Source organism: Acinetobacter sp. 197 (assembly GCF_048148385.1).
Taxonomy (GTDB): Bacteria; Pseudomonadota; Gammaproteobacteria; order Pseudomonadales; family Moraxellaceae; genus Acinetobacter; species Acinetobacter pecorum.
The window spans coordinates 126,985-143,141 of sequence record NZ_JAYWZK010000007.1 but is presented as its reverse complement, the minus strand read 5'-3'; the positions used below and the strand labels follow the sequence as shown (position 1 = coordinate 143,141).

Below are 16,157 nucleotides of genomic sequence, written 5' to 3'. Positions count from 1 at the left end.
ACTTAGACTTGATATGTATAAGATTGATCTCTCTTGTCTCGCACTAAATAAGCGGTTGCTTCTCGTTCAGGTAGGGCTTTGGAAAATAAGAAGCCTTGGGCTATATCACAGTCTAAATCCCGTAAATATTCTAATTGTTCTTCAGTCTCGATCCCTTCTGCAACCACAGTCATGCCCATGGCTTTACCCATGGCCACCATAGCACTGACAATTGCTTCATGTTTGTTTTTTCCAATCTTAGAAACAAAACTGCGATCAATTTTTAAGGTATCAATTGGAAAATCAGCAAGATAGGAAAGGGATGAATAGCCTGTGCCAAAATCATCCAGCGCAATATGAATATGTCGCTGTTTGATCTCGTTCAGCAGGTTTTTGACTGCTTCTGAATTTTCAATTAACGAAGATTCCGTAATTTCCAGTTCGAGACTGTTGCCTGAAATCTGGTGGTCTGCAATGGCCTGATCCAGATCATCGAGCAGCTGACCGCGACGCAACTGCTGCGCCACGACATTGACTGATACACAAATATGATTAAAGCCCAGATCATTCCATTGGCGAATCTGTTTAGCAGTCTGCTGAATGACCAGACGGCCAATATCTGAAATCAGGCTGGTTTGTTCGGCTAAAGGAATAAACAGATCGGGTGCAATAGTCCCTTTTTCTGGATGGGCCCAGCGAATCAGCGCTTCAAAGCCATAAATGCTGTGATCGCTGAAATTGATTTTTGGCTGATAATAAACAACCAGTTCATTATTCTGGATCGCTTTACGCAAATCCCGTTCCAGAAAAACTCCTTTGTTCTGTAATGAATGATTTTCACTGCAATAAAAATGAATGGTGTTGCCACCGAGATTTTTGGCTTCGTTCAATGCCTGTTCGGCACAGTTATTTAAATAATCCAGCTGACGACCATGATCAGGATAGAATGCCACGCCCATGGACAGGGTAATCACATGATCTTGACCGTAAATATTAAATGGTCTGCTAAAGGCCTGGGCAATGCGTTCACAATGGTGCTGAACTGAAGGGCGAATATGCGAAATTTCATAGAGAATCGCAAAATCATCGCCATTCAGATGTGCCACAAATAGCGCTTCTGCATTGGTCATGCGCAGCCGCTGCGCCACCTGACGTAAAAGTTCATCACCGCCGTTATTGGACAGATATTCATTCAATGGGCGGAAACGGTCGATGTTAAGCCGAATCACAGCCATCTCTTTAATCGAGTCTTTTTGCGAAACCAGATATTGATGCAACTGATAATTATAATAGAAGCGGTTCGGTAAATCGGTCAGCGTGTCATAATTTTCCAGATAGGACAGGCGCTGTTCCTGTAATTTACGTTCAGTCAGATCTGATACGATGCCAATATAATGGGTAATCCGGCCTTCATCATCAGTCACGGCATTAATATGCAGCCATAAGGTCGACTCTTTGCCAGACAGAAATTTGGCATAGACCTCTCCATCATAAGAGCCAATCTTTTGAATCTGTTTGACAATATTGGCCTGAAAAGCACGTTGCTGGGATTTATTTTGCACCGCAATATCAAATAAGGATTTACCGATAATCTCGTCACGCTCAAAACCGCTCAGGTATTCGTAATGAGGATTCACATCAATATAATCCAAATCAGGATTCAGAATGAAAATGCCTTCCGCAGCCTGTTCCAGTACACTGGCCACCAGCTTTAAACGTTCCTGAGACAGACGTTCCTGCTGGATATCACGCCGGATACCGACCATGCGCAAGGGTTTTTTATTTTTAGGATCACGACTGATCACCCGGCCGATATCATGCACCCAACTCCAGCCACCTTCACTGAGCCTGATCCGGTAAGTAGCATCATAGCGGTCAATCTGGCCACGCAGATGCTGTTTCATATTGTGCTTAAAATAGTCCAGATCTTCAGGGTGAATCAGATGCTGTAATTGCAGATGGTGATCTTTGGAATCACGCAGAATCTTTTCGTCTTTATGATTGGTTAAGGTGATGCAGCGCTCTTGAATATTCCAGTCCCATGGCCGAATACCGGCAATTTCATGTGCAAGTTCTAGGTTTTGCTGTTGATTTTTCAGATCATGATTGATCTGTTCAATATCATAGGTACGTTCCCGTACTTTTTGCTCCAGCAATTGATTGCTGAGCTGTAATTGCAGTTCAATATCTTTGGATTTATTGACTTCAGTTTTGAGTTGCTGACACAGTTCATCAGTCCAATGCACTTGCTGTTCTGCATTTTTTACCAGAATATCATTTTCCGCGTACAGACGTGAGGTGCGGCTGTGAATTCGATAACTACTCGTCGCGCACAGCAAAATCACAATCATGGCGAAATTTAAGGCCAGTGCAAAGAACGGATTGGAATGACCTATATGATAAATTTGCGACAGTAAAAAGGGCAGTAAAGACGGGAAAAATGCCAGGCAGAAATAACTGAGTTTCTGGGTTAAATAGGTTAAACCGAAGGCTTGGCTCACAATGAGCAACAAGGCAGACAAGGTCAGTGCTTCAATATCTTCAAATGCAGGATTGGCTTGTGGCAAATAATAGTAAATTGTAAAAATACCTGCCGCGATACTGATGCCAACAGCCAGACTCTGTATCTGTAACCAGCGGTGTGCACTTTTCTGGTTATATTGTTCAGGCTTGAAATACAGCGTACTTACTAGCCAACACATGCTGACCAGAAGTTCTGTCAGAATAAACCAGGTATTAAAATAGGTATTAGACGGGCTATATTGAATGTGATAAATACAAAAAATATAAAGGCAGATCACCATTATACTGAGCAAAAAATAGCGACTATGGCGAAGCGTGTTCGCAATCTGAGCATCATGTAAATGCTGCTGAATATAGTCGTCCTGATTATCAACCATGTGATTCAATGCCTGTATTCATCCTAAACGGTTTTCGTCCTTGTGCATTGTTGTTATAAAAACCCCCAGGAAATGTGTGAAATCAATTAATAAGTATTTATTATTCTTTAGTCGAGATTAGATGTCTTAAAAATAAAAATCAACAAAATTAAAGACAAATTTTTACTCATCCGATGAACTAAAGCACATAATTCAAAATTGACAGGGCAACAACAGGAGCGGTTTCGGTACGCAGGACACGCTCACCTATACACCAGTTGAGAAAACCTTTCTGGTTTGCGGCACTAATTTCTGCCTCACTCAGGCCACCTTCAGGGCCAATCAGCAGGGCAAGATCTAAGGTCGCCTCTGCCAGTACATCTGTTTCATCTTTATTGGGTGCTAAAACCAGTTTGGTGTCTGGCAGTTCATTTTCCAGCCATTTTTCAAGTGAGATTGGCGCTAAAATCTTGGGTACAATGTTTAGACCACACTGTTCACAAGCGGCAATAGCAACACCTTGCCAATGTTCCAGTTTTTTCTGGTCGCGATCATACTTTAAACGCATTTCGCAACGTTCCGAGGTCAACAGCTGAATCTCAGATACGCCCAGTTCGACAGCTTTCTGAATTGCATAATCCATACGGTCGCCTTTGCTCATGACCTGACCGAGCAAAGCCTGAAACTTGGGCGTGCGATTAGCGGGATGGAATGCATTGACCGAGACCGTAGCTGATTTTTTAGCAACTTCAGTAAGGGTCACGTCATATTCGCCACCCTGTCCATTAAACAATGTTGCGGTTTCGCCCACTTGAGCGCGTAATACCTTCACCCAATGATGAAAAACGGTTTCTGTTAACTCGACCGCAGTATCAACATTTAAGTCTGCTTCAATATAAAAACGTGGCATGGGGTGATTACTCTCAGGTGGAACAAAACAGGACTGCATTGCTGTTTTCCCTCTTTGAATTTCTTCCAGAGAAAGAAAGAGTGGGGAAACTCAATGCAGCCTAGAAACTTATGCGAGACCTAAGTCTTTCACAAGCTGGCGTGTAGGATCAGTAGTATTCATGGTGTAAAAGTGCAGGCTTGGCGCCCCACCTGCAAGCAGGCGCTCACAGAATTTCACCACAACTTCATGGCCGAAGGCTTTAATACTGGCCGTGTCATCACCATAGGTAGCCAGTTGTTTACGAATCCAGCGTGGAATTTCAGCACCGGTACCATCAGCAAAACGAATCAGATTACTGGCATTGGTAATTGGCATGATGCCAGGGGCAACCGGAATATCGATTCTTGCTTTCTGAATACGATCTACAAAATAGAAATAAGCATCTGGATTGAAGAAGAACTGGGTTAATGCCGCATTGGCGCCCGCATTGACTTTATCAACAAAGTGCTGAATGTCTTTGTCAAAGCTTTCAGCCTGTGGATGCATTTCCGGATAAGCTGCCACTTCAATCTTGAAATGATCACCTGAATGTTCACGAATAAAGCGGACCAGATCCTGTGCATAAGGTAATTCACCCAAACCGACCTGACCAGAAGGTAAGTCACCACGCAGGGCAACAATACGGTCAATACCTTGAGATTTGTACAGGTCTAGAAGTTCTGCAATACGTGCCTTATCATCGCCAATACAAGACAGGTGAGGGGCAACAGGTGCACCTTTGCCATTAAAGTCATTGATAGTAGACAGGGTGCGTTCACGGGTTGAACCGCCAGCACCATAGGTCACAGAAAAGAATTCTGGATTTAAGAGTTGTAACTCTTGATGTACAAGCTTGAGTTTTTCCGCGCCTACATCAGTTTTGGTTGGGAAGAATTCAAATGAAATTGGAATCTGTTTAGACATGTTCAAATCCTTTTTTTATAAATACTTGTAATTTTGGATTGCCCTCATCCTAACCTTCTCCCAAAGGGAGAAGGGACTTCCATTATGATAGTTAAGGTCTTTAAGGCTTACCCTCTAACTATTTTCACAATAGAAGTTTCCCTCTCCTTTTAGGAGAGGGCTAGGGAGAGGTAAAACAAAAATTAGTATTTATAAGCATCCGACTTGAATGGGCCTTCAACTTGAACGCCCAAGTAATCCGCTTGTTCTTGAGTCAGTTGAGTCAAGACACCACCGAAACCAGCAACCATCGCAGCAGCAACTTCTTCATCTAATTTCTTAGGAAGAAGTTCTACACGAATTTGTGCAGCTTTTTCAGATTCTGGAAGGTCAGCAAATTTCTCAGCGAATAAATGCATTTGGCCCAATACCTGGTTGGCAAATGAACCATCCATAATGCGTGATGGATGACCAGTCGCATTACCAAGGTTTACCAAACGGCCTTCAGAAAGAAGAATCAGGTAATCATTTTCATTTTCTGAACGATACACTTGGTGTACTTGAGGTTTAACTTCAACCCACTTATAGCCACGTAGGTAAGCTGTATCAATTTCAGTATCGAAGTGACCGATATTACATACAACAGCACCCGCTTTTAATGAATCAAGCATTGCTGAATCACAAACGTGGTAGTTACCCGTAGTCGTTACGATCAGGTCAGTGTTTTGAAGAAGATCAATATTGATGTCTTCTTTCTTGCCAGTTTGTACGCCATTTTTGTATGGAGAAACAACTTCGTAACCGTCCATGCATGCTTGCATTGCGCAGATTGGATCAACTTCAGTGACGCGTACAATCATGCCTTCTTGACGAAGTGATTGAGCAGAACCTTTACCTACGTCACCGTAACCGATTACAAGCGCACGACGGCCAGATAAAAGCATATCTGTACCACGTTTGATTGCATCATTGAGTGAATGGCGGCAACCGTATTTGTTGTCGTTTTTAGACTTGGTTACTGAATCGTTTACGTTGATTGCAGGAACTTTTAAAGTGCCATCACGAAGCATTTCGTACAGACGTTGAACACCTGTTGTTGTTTCTTCAGTGACACCGTGAATTTTTGCAATCACTTCTGGGTATTTTTCGTGAACAAGTAGCGTTAAATCACCGCCATCGTCAAGAATCATGTTGGCATCCCAAGGTTTGCCATTGACATTGATCTGTTGTTCAAGACACCACATGTATTCTTCTTCAGTTTCGCCTTTCCAGGCAAACACAGGAATACCCGCAGCAGCAATTGCAGCAGCAGCATGATCTTGAGTCGAGAAGATGTTACATGAAGTCCAGCGAACTTCGGCGCCCAATTCAACCAGTGTTTCAATAAGAACAGCGGTTTGGATTGTCATGTGGATACAGCCGAGAATTTTCGCGCCAGCAAGTGGTTTAGCAGCAGCATAGCGTTTACGCAGACCCATTAGGGCTGGCATTTCAGCTTCAGCAAGTTTAATTTCTTTACGGCCGTAATCAGCAAGTGAAATATCAGCAACTTTGTAATCTGTAAATGAAGCAGTAACCGCGTTCATCAGGATCTCCTAGGAAAAAATAGATTGGATCGTTCTGTTCGCGGATGCCGTTGTTGATCAGAACGAATGTCTGACCGATGGTCGAGCCTAGCGATTTTACATTTAGTGCCTGTAAAACGTCGCAGCATCCCTCGACTAGCGCAGTATTGTACTTGGAATCTAAACATGAGCCAAGTTGAAAAAGATAATATTATTTATTTTCTGTATTTTGAGCTTTTAATTGATCAAAAGCCTATCAATATAAATACGGTAAATTAAATGTTTTCTTTTAAGATTCTTCTGCATCATGTAGGAGGGAGTATGAGAGTTAAATAAAAAGCCTATCATTTGACGGGCTTTTCGTTTTATTTAGCTTCTTGCTCAGCAGCATCCGCTTTTTGGGTCCAGAACTCAGCTAGTTCTTCATCACCATCTACACCTAAACCATTGGCATAAATAAAAGCAAGATCGCGCATGGCCTGAACTTCACCCCATTCCGCAGCCTGTTTCACTAAAGAAATTGATTTCTCTACATCTTTTTCAATCACATCACCGCGACGGTAGAAACCCGCCAGCTCTAAAGTCGCAGCAGGGTGCTTCTCGATATTGGCCTTGCTTAACCAGTAATAGGCTAACTCAAAGTGAGCTTTGGATTCTTCCGGATCTTCTTCTGCTAGTTCTTTGGCATAAACGGTATAACCTTCACCTAACCAGTACATTGCATCCACCAGCCCGCCGTTGGCAGCTTTCAACGCCCATTCTTCAGCAAGAATGATGTCATCATCATGCTCGCTTTGCATATACAGTTCAGCCAGTTCAAATTGCGCTTCAGCATTGCCGGCTAAGGCAAGATTAGTCAAGGCAGCAGGGGGAGAAACACGCTGGGTCATATCAACATCTCAAAAATATTGTGCGTAGACTAAAAGGTTTAAAGCAAAAAAGCCAATCCGAAGGTCAGCTTTTTAAAGAGATTGGTCAATCCAATGATTAGATCAAGCAAAAAATCCCTGAGATCGAGGCGATGAACACACAGAACATTACGATCACTTTAATTTTACTTGCCAGATAACTCAGACTTAAACCGACCACCAGTGCTGCAAAAGTCAGACTACCCAGCCAGTAACTGATCATATTGCTGACAGCTCCTGTTAACAGACACAGAGTCAGGGAAATTATGAGCAATACCCAACCGAGAATAGTCGCAAGTTGTGTTTTTGCAGGGTCAAGTTCTGTGTCAACAATCTGTTTTTGACGTTTGGATATCGACATTGCAAGCGCAAAGAAACCCAGTGAAGTTAAAGCCCAAATCAGTAAGAAGAACATCATGCCTGCTTCTCCTTGAGAGCAACCTTGACTTTTTTAGGCGACAAGCCTTTATGGTTTTTCACTTTTTTAAATGAAAACCAGAACAAGATCGCAAGCACCCACATCGCCAGATCAAAAGAAGCAATGACCCATTGACCATGCAAGATGCTATTCCAGATCGCCTCACCGCCGGTCATGAAATTCACGATTGGCAGCAAGGCAAATGCAGCAGTGGAAAGCAGTAATAGTTCCAGCCAGGCCTGACGATGACTGCGAATCATGGCATACAGCAATGTCAGTAACCAGACAATAAAGAAGCTACGAATTTCCCAGTTCAAACGCATCTCCATGTCTGCCGGAATAAAGCGGTTGGCATAGAAATAGGCAGCACAGGCAATCGGTAAACCAATAATGGCAGCGATATTGGTGACTTCAACCACGCGATAGCCAAAGGATTTATAGCCTTGCTTCTGTTGCTGTGGTGCACGTTTAACACACCATAGAATCAAGCCAGTCGCAATCATCAAGGTGCCGACCACACCTGACATGAACAATAACCAGCGTAAAGCCAGATCCACGCCACGTGCTTCATGCAATGTGGTGAATACATTATAAATACCATTTGCAACCGAAGGTGTTTTCAGTGTGGTTTGATCCGACTTTAATTCACCTGTTACGCCATTGAAAGCAAGGCTCGGATAAACATTGCGATAAGCTACGCTGACTCCGTTTAAAGCACGAAGTTCAATTTCAGCTTTTACGGTATTTGGCTGGATGATAGTTATCGTACCCACTGGATTATTTTTCCATTCTTTTTCGGCTATTGCCAAGATCGGAGTCAAATCGGTTAATGGTGCAGGAGGTGCAGCTTGCATTTCATCACGAGAGTGGCGACTTTCACCACGTGCAGACATTTCACCGCGCTCGCCACGATTTTCTCTCTCAGCTTGCGGTCGACGTTCTTTACTTTCACTACGGCCATCACGGGATTCAGCTTGAATACTGGTGTTCTGAATCAAACTTTTACGTTGATCCTGAAGGAAAGCACCTCGATTTTCATAAATCTGGTTTACGCCCCAAGGCATCAGGGTAAAGAGTAATAGTAATAAGCCACTGAAGGTAATCATGATATGAAAGGGCAGGGCAAATACCGCAGTAGCATTATGTGCATCCAACCAGGAACGCTGACCTTTGCCGGGACGGAAAGTAAAAAAATCCTTGAAAATTTTCTTATGGGTAATGACACCGCTGATGATTGCCACCAGCATGAGCAGGGTTGCAATACCGATAATCCAGCGCGCCCAGATTCTTGGCAAACCATACAATTCAAAGTGGAAACGGTATAAGAATGAACCGCCGCGTGTTTCACGCGCTTGCAAAACTTCGCCCGTGGCGCTGTCAATTGTCACACGGGTACCACCACGACGGGCACGCGGATCTTCACCGGTACTACGAATAGTCAGGGTGGTGGTATTTTGGCGTGTGGTAGGAAGCTGAATCGCCCAGCTGCCGGCATCCGGATGGTGCTGTTGCAGATAAGCCAGTGCCACACGGGTTTGTTCGATTTGAGTCTTTGGTGGAACTGACTGATGAAATTCCGGTTTCATCCAGACGGTAATTTCGTTCTGGAAAAAACTCAAGGTTCCCGTTAAAAATATCGCATATAAAAGCCAGCCTAAAATCAGACTGGCCCAGGTATGCAACCATGCCATCGATTGGCGCGGACCTTCGGGTTTTGCATCTATTCTCATTTTAATTTCCTAAAAGCTTATAGGCGATATAGAGCAAAACACCGGGAATCGCGATCCCGAGCGTAGCTTTGAGCGTTTTATTCACCATAAATACCCAGATAAATGCAGCAGTATTCAAGCTAAAGCCACTCAGGGTCGCGGACATGGCAGCACTGCTTCCACTGTCGATAAAAAGCTGGGCAATCACGATCGTTGCCAGTGTAGCCAGTAGATAACCGCCCACACCCGCCAGAATAAAGCGATATAAAATCATCCCACGGTAAGCCAGCATATTGGCTTTGACTTTATTTTTGCTTGAGGGATTTGGTGCAGTAACTGTTCCAGTCGCTATGGTTTGCATATTCGGACTATTCATCATCGGAAATTCTATTTACAAATTTATGAAGTAATTAGTGAGAATGATAACAATTATTATTTATATTTAAAATAAGAAATATAAAGCTATTTAAGTGAAAAATATAAAGAACTATTGATAAGTCTAAAAAAAGGGGGGGAGGGGGAGCGTGGATTAAAATATATAGAATTTAAAAATAAAAACAGCGGCTTGAAAGCCGCTGTTTAAAAACAATCTATTACGAATTAGTCTTGCTGAATACCTGCAACCACCCAGTCCTGATTTGAAGCTGCTGGTTTGGTGAAATGCCAGATTTCTGCGAACGGTTGCGGCAAGCTGTTTAAGTCTTCGCTTACCGTACCGGTAAAGCGTACGCTGACAATATACTGGCCATTGTCAGTCGATGAGTCGACAACCATCGCATTCAGATTTAAAAACTCGGCAACATCCTGATCCTGATTGCTCATGATGTCGTTATACATTGACTGATAAAGATCAGGAGTCAGATAACGCTGAATTTCAGAAATGTTGCTTGCTGTATTCATGGACTGAATATGGTTAAAACGCTGACGCGCTACACGCAAGAATGCAGCAGGTTCAGTACCATCCGGTAACTGGCTGCCACTTTGGGTATAAGCTGCACCAAAAGGCGCATTATTTACCGGAGCGGAACCAAGCGGAGCATTATTGCTTGACGTTTGACCACCCACGTTCTGGCCAAAAATATTGGTACTGTCACCACCGCGAGGTGCAGTCGGTGCCTGACCAAAAGGTGCTGTATTACCAGCACCGCTATTTGGTGCAAAAGGGTTAGAAGCTACTTTTTTTTTTGCGCTCATTTTACGGAAAATGAAGAAGGCAACAGCAGCAGCAAGAAGGATCCAGATCCAGCCCGGAATACCACCTTTTTCCTCTTCTGCTTGAGCAGCCTGAGCTTCAGATGCTGCTACACTTTGATCATCCGCCAAGGCATTGGCAGCAACTGCACCAATCGCAGCACCGGCTACACCCGCGGCCACCATACCGCCGACACCCGGACCAGATTTTTGCTGGGTTGCAGCACCGGCAACTGGCGCTTGTTGAGCAGGCGCAGTTTGACGAGGTTGTTGATAAGATTGAGTAGGTTGTGCAGAACGTTGCATGCCGTGACTTTTACCGCCACCGGCACGTTTTGCTTCAGCTGCAAAAGGCGCAACCAATAAAACTGCTGTCAAGAGACCTGTGATCAAACCGCGCTGTCGAACTTCCATTCATTTTTCCTATGAGAATAAAACCTGTTTGTACAGTCTATTTATATAGGCTTTGTGTGGAATTTCAATCAAAAATCTGTATTTTTTTGCTCTTTGTACCAAATAGGCCAGTTTACAGTTAGTTGAGTTCATCACTCAGCGCCATCGCCTCGCTTAAGGCTTCATGTAAACGCGCAACTGCAATAATTTGCACGCCTTCAATGGGTTTTTGCGGTGCATTGCCGCGAGGGACAATAATATATTTAAACCCATGTTTAATCGCTTCTTTTAGGCGTTCCTGGCCGTTCGGCACAGGACGAATCTCTCCAGACAGGCCGACTTCACCAAAAACCGCCAGCTGTTGCGGTAAGGCTTTGCCACGAATGCTGGAGGCGCAGGCGAGAAGTACCGCCAGATCCGAACCGGTTTCGGTGATTTTCAACCCACCGACGATATTGACATAAACATCCTGGCCGGAGGTTTGCACACCACCATGCCGATGCATGACTGCAAGGAGCATATTCAAGCGATTCTGATCCAGGCCAAGCGCTACACGTCGTGGTTGGCCATGTGCATCATCGACTAGGGCCTGAACTTCAACCAGGAGCGGGCGCGTACCTTCCCGGCTGATCATTACAATTGAGCCGGGAATCGCTTCATCATAACGGCTTAAAAAGATGGCTGAAGGATTGGAAACTTCGCGTAGACCTTTGTCGGTCATGCCGAACACACCGAGTTCATTAACCGCACCAAAACGGTTTTTGACCGCTCGGATCATCCTGTAACGTGAATCCGACTGGCCTTCAAAATACAGCACACAGTCGACCATATGTTCCAGTACACGTGGGCCGGCCAGTGCGCCTTCTTTGGTTACATGACCGACCAGAAACAAAGACGTACCACTATTTTTGGCAAAACGGGTTAACAGGGCCGCTGATTCACGAATCTGTGAGACACCACCCGGTGCAGATTGCAGGGTTTCGGTATACAGGGTTTGGATCGAGTCCAGAATGGCTACCGCAGGACGTTGCTGGGCCAGTACTTCACAAATACGTTCGACACAGGTTTCTGCCATGACTTTGAGCTGGTCGGTTGGCAGATCCAGACGTTGGGCACGTAAAGCAACCTGAGACAAAGATTCCTCACCGGTCACATACAGGGCCGGATTTTTGGCAGATGCCATGTGCGTGGCTGTTTGTAGCAAGATGGTGGATTTACCAATTCCGGGATCACCGCCGATCAGGACCACCGAACCTGTGACCAGCCCGCCACCCAGAACCCGGTCAAATTCGCTGATCCCGGTCGGTAATCGGGTTTCATGCGATACCGAGACCTGATTTAAAGTGGTGATACTGGACGCCTGACCTGCATATCCACCCCCGATCTTTGGCTGAGCGCGATGGGTAACGGCAGGTGCAATGGTCACTTCAAGCAGGCTGTTCCATTCCCCACATTCTGAACATTGACCGGACCATTTCGGATGATCGGCACCACATTGTTCACAACGATACACACTTTTTGCTTTAGCCATATTTTAAGATGCAGCGATTGAAATTGAATGACAGCATAGCGGTGAATGCTAGCTAAAACCAAGCCTTTCACCTGAAAAATCATGGTTTTTACGACAAGGCTTGTCGTTTTTATTTAGGCTGATGCGGATGTTGTGCATCAACGCTGTCTATAATGCCGGTCTTGTCATGCTGGAATGGAACAGATTTTGTCACACTTGTTGAAACATATTGATGCGATCGCACGTGAAAAAAACCGTGATGTGTTATTTGTGCATTTTGATCATTATGTACATCCAGATCGGAATGCAGACTCGGTTCGCCAAATGTTGATCGGCTGGCTAGAGCAGCAGGGGATTGCCTATATGCCGTGTTTAGGTCTGGATCAAACGGTCCATAGTGAAATCTACCTGGGTGGGCTTTATCTGGATGTACCTTTTGATCTGCATCATAAAACCTATCAAAAACTGAGTCATTATCTGGAAGATGAACAGGGCAATATGAAAATTGAAGGCATTCAGTTCTTTGTTTTATCTTTAGGACTGGCACTGGAGCTTGAATCTGAGCGGGACAAGCTCGCCTGTAGTGGTTTACGTTGCTAAAATTTCATAATGAAAAATGGGAAAACTGAAGTATAAAAAAGCCACGATTTACGTGGCTTTTTTATACTTGGATTGAGTATTTACAAAACTTATCTATTAATACAGCTCACCAGATTTACGTTTTGCAATGAAGTCTTTCGATTCTTTGGCAATGACACCAGACAGTAATAATAATGCGATTAAGTTCGGCACCGCCATGAGGCCGTTAAAGGTATCGGCGAATAGCCAGACCAGATCCAGTGTTGCAATGCAGCCGATAAACACTGAGGCAATATAAATAATGCGATAGGGCAAAACGAATTTTTCGCCAAGTAAATAGCTGGTACATTTTTCGCCATAGTAGCTCCAGCCCAAAATAGTGGAATAAGCGAAGAAAATGATTCCGAAAGTCACCACCCAGCCACCAATACCAGGTAGCAGCTTGTCGAATACACCGATGGTTAATACGGCACCGGTTTGGCCTCCGAATGAATTGCCTGCCATGATATAGCCCATGACCAGAACAATACCGGTGATTGAACAGACAATAATGGTATCAATGAAGGTACCGGTCATAGACACCAGACCTTGACGGGCCGGATGATCGGTTTTTGCCGCTGCGGCCGCAATGGGTGCAGAGCCCATACCCGCTTCGTTGGAGAATACGCCACGTGCTACACCATAACGAATCGCCGCACCAATTGCACCGCCCACTGCGGCCTCTCCAGTAAAGGCATAGGTGAAGATGATTTTAAGCGCAGGAACGACCAGTTCGAGATTATTAAAGATGATAATTAATCCCCCTGCCACATAGCCTATAGCCATAATAGGAACAATCAGTGACGCTGCTCTGGAAATTGATTTAATCCCGCCCAAAATCACCAGTGCCGAAAAAGCGGTGATAATGATACCCGTCATCCAGGTTTCGATGCCCAAGCTGTTTTGCACTGCCAATGCTACGGTATTGGACTGTACGGAGCTGCCGATTCCAAAAGAAGCCAGAGTTCCGAACAAGGCAAAAATCAGCGCCAGCCATTTCCATTTGAGGCCTCGTTCGATGTAGTACATCGGGCCACCGGACATTTCACCTTTCTCATTTTTAATTCGGTATTTGACTGCCAGAACACCTTCACCGTATTTGGTTGCCATACCAAAGAGGGCAGTCATCCACATCCAGAACACAGCCCCTGGACCACCAAGAACACAGGCAGTGGCCACGCCGGCAATATTACCGGTACCAATCGTGGCAGAAAGTGCGGTCATGAGTGAAGCAAATTGGGAAATATCACCTGCGTGGTCTGGGTGCTTGCCAAAGACCTGTTTAAAAGCCAGTGGCAACATGCGGAACTGCCAGAACAATAAACGGAAGGTGAGGAATACCCCGGTACCGACAATCAGTACCAACATATAAGGGCCCCAGACCCAGCCGCTTAAAGTTTCCATTAAACTTTGTAAATTTTGCATAAAATTCTTCTTATGGATCCATGTTTGCGTCGTTCGAGATATTGATTAAAAAGCAATTGCTATGCCAGATGCCTTCATCCTGAGTGCATAAAATGGCTGAATAGTGTTCCATTTTTTACATAATTTTAGGGGTTTGACAAGAAATTACTGAAATCTTGCAGGTCAAAAATAAGGCAGAAATGTGTTTGGAGAGCGATATAAGAAAAATAAATTAACTTCTTCAATTAATCAGGAAATACAAATGATGTGATTTTTATTTTTGTATTCAGCATTTTTTACGTTAATTTGTCGCAAGTAAAATTCGAAGTTGTAATTAATAATGTCAGAAAACTATAACAATTCGTCGGCGGAGCACGATGAATTAAAGCGGAGTCTATCCAACCGGCACCTACAGCTAATTGCCATTGGGGGTGCCATCGGAACCGGCCTGTTTATGGGATCGGGTAAAACCATCAGTCTCGCAGGACCTTCGATTCTGGTGATCTATATGATCATCGGTTTTATGGTCTTTCTGGTGATGCGTGCACTGGGCGAACTGTTACTTTCCAACTTGCAATATAAATCATTTATTGATTTTGCCACGGATCTGATTGGGCCTTGGGCCGGATACTTTGTTGGCTGGACCTACTGGCTGTGCTGGATCACCATCGGGATCGCAGATCTGTCCGCCATCATTTACTATCTGCAATTCTTCAATAATGGCTTGCCCTTTAGTCCTGAAGAGGGGGTAATGATCAGTATTGCCTCGATTGTGTTTATCATAGGCTTGAATCTGGTTACGGTAAAACTGTTTGGTGAAATGGAATTCTGGTTTGCCCTGGTCAAGATTATTGCCATTGTGGTGCTGATTGCCGTCGGCCTCTGGATGATCTTTACAGGATTCACTTCTGATGCTGGAACGGTCGCTTCATTTAGTCATATCTGGGATCATGGCGGGATATTCCCTACAGGTGCCATGGGCTTCCTTGCCGGTTTCCAGATTGCCATCTTTGCCTTTGTCGGGGTGGAGCTGGTGGGGACTACTGCGGCTGAAACCAAAGATCCAGAAAAGAACCTGCCAAAAGCGGTGAATTCTATTCCGATCCGTATCATTATTTTCTATGTTTTGGCATTGCTGATTGTGATGTCAGTGACACCTTGGAACCAGATTGACCCGAATGTTTCGCCCTTTGTAAACCTGTTCAGTCAGGCTGGCATTGCAGCGGCTGCGATTATCATGAATCTGGTGGTGTTGTCCTCGGTAATGTCATCAATGAACAGTGGTGTATTCTCGACCAGCCGTATGCTGTTTGGCCTGTCACGTGAAAAGCAGGCACCGGTGGCTTTTGGTCGCCTGAACCGTCGTGCGGTCCCTGCCAACGCCTTGTATTTCTCAGCGGTATGTTTGTTGTTGGGAGCAGCACTGCAGTATTTTGTTCCAAATACTGTCCGGGCATTTACCTTGGCCACAACTTTGTCCACGATTCTGTTTATCTGTGTCTGGATCATTATTATCTGGAGCTATATCGTGTATTACAAAACACGTCCGGAACTGCATGCCAAATCAACCTTTAAGTTGCCGGGCGGTCTGGTGACATGCTGGATGGTAATTATCTTCTTCCTCAGCATGATTGTGGTCTTGGCACTGGAAGAAGATACCCGCCAGGCCCTGATGGTCAGCCCGATCTGGTTTATTTTGCTCATCATTGGCTATTTTGGCTTCTATAAACAGAAACATAAATAAACCTT

The 16,157-nt window shown here is 44.5% G+C and carries 13 protein-coding genes; 2 read left to right on the top strand and 11 right to left on the bottom strand.

All coding sequences use genetic code 11. The annotated features are described in order from the left end of the window. Positions 1-2: 2 nt before the first annotated feature. The 10 genes from VXQ11_RS08915 to radA form a co-directional block, all read right to left on the bottom strand. Positions 3-2,879 (bottom strand): putative bifunctional diguanylate cyclase/phosphodiesterase, encoded by a 2,877-nt coding sequence (locus tag VXQ11_RS08915; protein WP_416705858.1) that lies wholly within the window; start codon positions 2,877-2,879, stop codon positions 3-5. 178 nt (positions 2,880-3,057) lie between these two features. Then, a complete protein-coding gene (locus tag VXQ11_RS08910) occupies positions 3,058-3,768 on the bottom strand; it encodes a 16S rRNA (uracil(1498)-N(3))-methyltransferase (protein WP_416705856.1) in 711 nt (236 codons plus the stop codon). Between the two features lie 108 nt (positions 3,769-3,876). Further along, positions 3,877-4,713 (bottom strand): methylenetetrahydrofolate reductase [NAD(P)H], encoded by an 837-nt coding sequence (metF, locus tag VXQ11_RS08905; protein WP_416705855.1) that lies wholly within the window; start codon positions 4,711-4,713, stop codon positions 3,877-3,879. 182 nt (positions 4,714-4,895) lie between these two features. Further along, the gene (gene ahcY, locus VXQ11_RS08900; RefSeq protein ID WP_416705854.1) at positions 4,896-6,278 is read right to left on the bottom strand and encodes an adenosylhomocysteinase; all 1,383 of its coding nucleotides are present in this window, start codon (positions 6,276-6,278) and stop codon (positions 4,896-4,898) included. Between the two features lie 344 nt (positions 6,279-6,622). Then, complete coding sequence (locus VXQ11_RS08895) at positions 6,623-7,147, bottom strand: tetratricopeptide repeat protein (RefSeq protein ID WP_213687532.1); 525 nt, start codon at positions 7,145-7,147, stop codon at positions 6,623-6,625. 97 nt (positions 7,148-7,244) lie between these two features. Further along, positions 7,245-7,583 carry a DUF3325 domain-containing protein gene (locus VXQ11_RS08890; RefSeq protein ID WP_416705853.1) on the bottom strand — a complete coding sequence of 113 codons (339 nt, stop codon included), beginning with the start codon at positions 7,581-7,583 and terminating at the stop codon, positions 7,245-7,247. Further along, entirely contained in the window at positions 7,580-9,313 is a 1,734-nt protein-coding gene (locus VXQ11_RS08885; protein ID WP_416705852.1) for a PepSY-associated TM helix domain-containing protein, read from the bottom strand. The genes VXQ11_RS08890 and VXQ11_RS08885 overlap by 4 nt, the downstream gene beginning before the upstream one ends. Position 9,314: 1 nt before the next feature. After that, positions 9,315-9,671 carry a hypothetical protein gene (locus tag VXQ11_RS08880; protein WP_064096297.1) on the bottom strand — a complete coding sequence of 119 codons (357 nt, stop codon included), beginning with the start codon at positions 9,669-9,671 and terminating at the stop codon, positions 9,315-9,317. 221 nt (positions 9,672-9,892) lie between these two features. After that, the gene (locus VXQ11_RS08875; protein WP_064096296.1) at positions 9,893-10,897 is read right to left on the bottom strand and encodes a Tim44 domain-containing protein; all 1,005 of its coding nucleotides are present in this window, start codon (positions 10,895-10,897) and stop codon (positions 9,893-9,895) included. Positions 10,898-11,015: 118 nt separating this feature from the next. Beyond that, complete coding sequence (radA, locus tag VXQ11_RS08870) at positions 11,016-12,407, bottom strand: DNA repair protein RadA (RefSeq protein ID WP_416705851.1); 1,392 nt, start codon at positions 12,405-12,407, stop codon at positions 11,016-11,018. A 174-nt stretch (positions 12,408-12,581) separates the two neighbouring features. On the opposite strand from radA, the gene VXQ11_RS08865 reads away from it, so the two are divergent. Beyond that, positions 12,582-12,986 (top strand): hypothetical protein, encoded by a 405-nt coding sequence (locus VXQ11_RS08865; RefSeq protein WP_416705850.1) that lies wholly within the window; start codon positions 12,582-12,584, stop codon positions 12,984-12,986. A 96-nt stretch (positions 12,987-13,082) separates the two neighbouring features. Here VXQ11_RS08865 and VXQ11_RS08860 read toward each other — a convergent pair whose 3' ends face one another. Continuing rightward, complete coding sequence (locus VXQ11_RS08860) at positions 13,083-14,429, bottom strand: alanine/glycine:cation symporter family protein (protein ID WP_064096294.1); 1,347 nt, start codon at positions 14,427-14,429, stop codon at positions 13,083-13,085. A 319-nt stretch (positions 14,430-14,748) separates the two neighbouring features. On the opposite strand from VXQ11_RS08860, the gene VXQ11_RS08855 reads away from it, so the two are divergent. Further along, positions 14,749-16,152 carry an amino acid permease gene (locus VXQ11_RS08855; protein WP_064096293.1) on the top strand — a complete coding sequence of 468 codons (1,404 nt, stop codon included), beginning with the start codon at positions 14,749-14,751 and terminating at the stop codon, positions 16,150-16,152. Positions 16,153-16,157 lie beyond the last annotated feature (5 nt).

Coding starts and splice junctions, on each gene's coding strand:
- VXQ11_RS08910 (WP_416705856.1), bottom strand. CDS start 3,768: ATGCCACGTTTTTATATTGAAGCAGACTTAAATGTTGATACTGCGGTC.
- VXQ11_RS08865 (WP_416705850.1), top strand. CDS start 12,582: ATGGAACAGATTTTGTCACACTTGTTGAAACATATTGATGCGATCGCA.
- VXQ11_RS08895 (WP_213687532.1), bottom strand. CDS start 7,147: ATGACCCAGCGTGTTTCTCCCCCTGCTGCCTTGACTAATCTTGCCTTA.
- VXQ11_RS08885 (WP_416705852.1), bottom strand. CDS start 9,313: ATGAGAATAGATGCAAAACCCGAAGGTCCGCGCCAATCGATGGCATGG.
- VXQ11_RS08915 (WP_416705858.1), bottom strand. CDS start 2,879: ATGGTTGATAATCAGGACGACTATATTCAGCAGCATTTACATGATGCT.
- radA (WP_416705851.1), bottom strand. CDS start 12,407: ATGGCTAAAGCAAAAAGTGTGTATCGTTGTGAACAATGTGGTGCCGAT.
- VXQ11_RS08860 (WP_064096294.1), bottom strand. CDS start 14,429: ATGCAAAATTTACAAAGTTTAATGGAAACTTTAAGCGGCTGGGTCTGG.
- VXQ11_RS08890 (WP_416705853.1), bottom strand. CDS start 7,583: ATGATGTTCTTCTTACTGATTTGGGCTTTAACTTCACTGGGTTTCTTT.
- VXQ11_RS08880 (WP_064096297.1), bottom strand. CDS start 9,671: ATGATGAATAGTCCGAATATGCAAACCATAGCGACTGGAACAGTTACT.
- ahcY (WP_416705854.1), bottom strand. CDS start 6,278: ATGAACGCGGTTACTGCTTCATTTACAGATTACAAAGTTGCTGATATT.
- VXQ11_RS08855 (WP_064096293.1), top strand. CDS start 14,749: ATGTCAGAAAACTATAACAATTCGTCGGCGGAGCACGATGAATTAAAG.
- VXQ11_RS08875 (WP_064096296.1), bottom strand. CDS start 10,897: ATGGAAGTTCGACAGCGCGGTTTGATCACAGGTCTCTTGACAGCAGTT.
- metF (WP_416705855.1), bottom strand. CDS start 4,713: ATGTCTAAACAGATTCCAATTTCATTTGAATTCTTCCCAACCAAAACT.